Origin of the sequence: Microcystis sp. M53598_WE2 (assembly GCF_030067735.1) — a bacterium.
Lineage (GTDB): Bacteria > Cyanobacteriota > Cyanobacteriia > Cyanobacteriales > Microcystaceae > Microcystis > Microcystis aeruginosa.
This window is the reverse complement of the sequence record NZ_JASJFE010000088.1, coordinates 1-1,994: the sequence shown is the minus strand read 5'-3', so window position 1 is coordinate 1,994 and position 1,994 is coordinate 1. Positions and strand designations below refer to the sequence as shown.

General features: G+C 39.3%; 2 protein-coding genes. One reads left to right on the top strand and one right to left on the bottom strand.

The genetic code is table 11. From position 1 onward, the window contains the following. Positions 1 to 80 precede the first annotated feature (80 nt). A complete protein-coding gene (locus tag PX636_RS02060; protein WP_002798918.1) occupies positions 81 to 1,178 on the top strand; it encodes a patatin-like phospholipase family protein in 1,098 nt (365 codons plus the stop codon). Positions 1,179 to 1,372: 194 nt separating this feature from the next. Here PX636_RS02060 and PX636_RS02055 read toward each other — a convergent pair whose 3' ends face one another. Beyond that, positions 1,373 to 1,894 (bottom strand): TolB family protein, encoded by a 522-nt coding sequence (locus PX636_RS02055; protein ID WP_002798916.1) that lies wholly within the window; start codon positions 1,892 to 1,894, stop codon positions 1,373 to 1,375. Positions 1,895 to 1,994 lie beyond the last annotated feature (100 nt).

Here is a 1,994-nt window from a genome sequence, read left to right as displayed (position 1 = left end):
TTTTGAGTCCGATTCTAGGTTTTCAATTAACCTTAAATTAAAGCCCTAGGACTTAGATATAAGCCATTCAAAGGATATTTATGAAAGCCAAAATTGCGATCGCTTGTCAGGGAGGCGGCAGTCAAACTGCTTTTACTGCCGGTGCATTAAAAGCATTATTTGACAATAAAGTGCAAGATTACTTTAATATTGTCAGTCTCAGTGGTACTTCTGGGGGTGCTATCTGTGCCTTTTTCACTTGGTATGCTCTCAAAAAAGGTGATAGCGTCGTTTGGAAAAGAATGATTGATTTTTGGGAAGATAATAGCACTCAAACTCCCCAAGAAAAGCTATTTAATGACTCAGCTATTAAAGCTCTAGAATTAGCCAGCAAAGGATTAATTCCCCAGTATAATCTCAGTCCTTCCTCTCCAATTACTAAAACCTTATTTTCCCTAGCTACCTACGGTTTACGCGGTCGCTTTACCAACTTTGATCAGTTACTAAGAGCGCATATTGATTTCTCGGAATTAGCCACTTGGGGAGCTAAACCAGAACCACCAATTTTATTAATGGGGGCCTGTAATGTCCTGACCGGAAAATTAAGTAAATTTAACTCGCGCGAGGAAGCAGTTAAAATTGAACATATCCTAGCTTCTGCCTGTGTTCCTAACATTTTTCCTGCTGTCACCATTGAAACTATGGCCTACTGGGATGGACTATTCTCCGATAATCCCCCCATCCGTTCTTTAATTCGCCGTGAATTTGTTGGAGTCGAAAATATTCCCGATGAAATTTGGGTAATTAAAATTAATCCCACCTCCAGAGATAAGATCCCCGTGCAATCCGATGATATTGCTGATCGCCGCAATGAATTAGAAGGTAATGTTTCCCTATTTCAAGGTCTCGATCAGATTGACTTTCTCAATCAATTATTTCTTAAAGGAGCCTTTAAAGAAGAATTCTTGCGCGAGATCGCCTTAACAGAACCATTTAAAATTCCTAAATCTTTCCCGGAAGATCCCGATCAAGATTACCATATCCCGATGATCGAAATGTCTGCAGAATTAGCCAATAGTCTCAACTACGAAAGTAAACTCGATCGCTCTCCTGCCAATATCCAGCGTCTGATTGCTGACGGGGAAAAACAGGGAAAACAATTTCTAGAACATCGACTAAAAGCTATGGGTTTAAGATAATTTTTGATGGTTCAAAAACGGGAAAAATAAGGATTAAATTGCACAAAATCCTTAAATAGACCATTCAGTTGATTATTATTCATTCTTAATTCTCCTGACGACCGGCTACTGACTACTGACTCCTGACGACCGGCTACTGGCTACTGACTCCTAACCCTAACAACAATTTTTGATTTTTACAAGAGATCTAATGATCACTGATTTTCATTGACTAATACCCGTCCGGATAGATCGTAAATCATAATATCCCATTGCCCATTTTTTGCCGCTTCAAAAGCCACTTTAGAACCATCGGCACTGATGATCGGATTGCGTACTTCCGCGAGCAGATCGGGAGCAATTTCCCTTCTCTGTTGAGTTTGTCGATCGTACAGATAAATAGCCGTTTTTCCCTGACGACTAGCAGTAAAAACGATATAACGACCATCTTCACTAATGGAAGGACTAGAAGCGATCTGATCGAGAGAATTTAGTCCGGGTAAAGGCAATAAACGGCGATCGATGGCATCAAAAAGATAGATAGCTTGGGAACCATTGCGATCGGACGCAAAAACGAGATAGCGAGAGGCAAGATAGGGAGTTAATTCACTAGCAGCACTGTTTAAAGTTCTCCCCCCTCGATCGAAAGGAAAAGACAATAAACTGGGATAACCCGCACATCCAGTTAACAAACTAATTACAGCAACAAGACTAATAAAAAAATAAACCTCTTGCATAATTAATTTTTGATGGTTCAAAAACGGGAAAAATAAGGATTAAATTGCACAAAATCCTTAAATAGACCATTTAATTGATTATTATTCATTCTTAATTCTC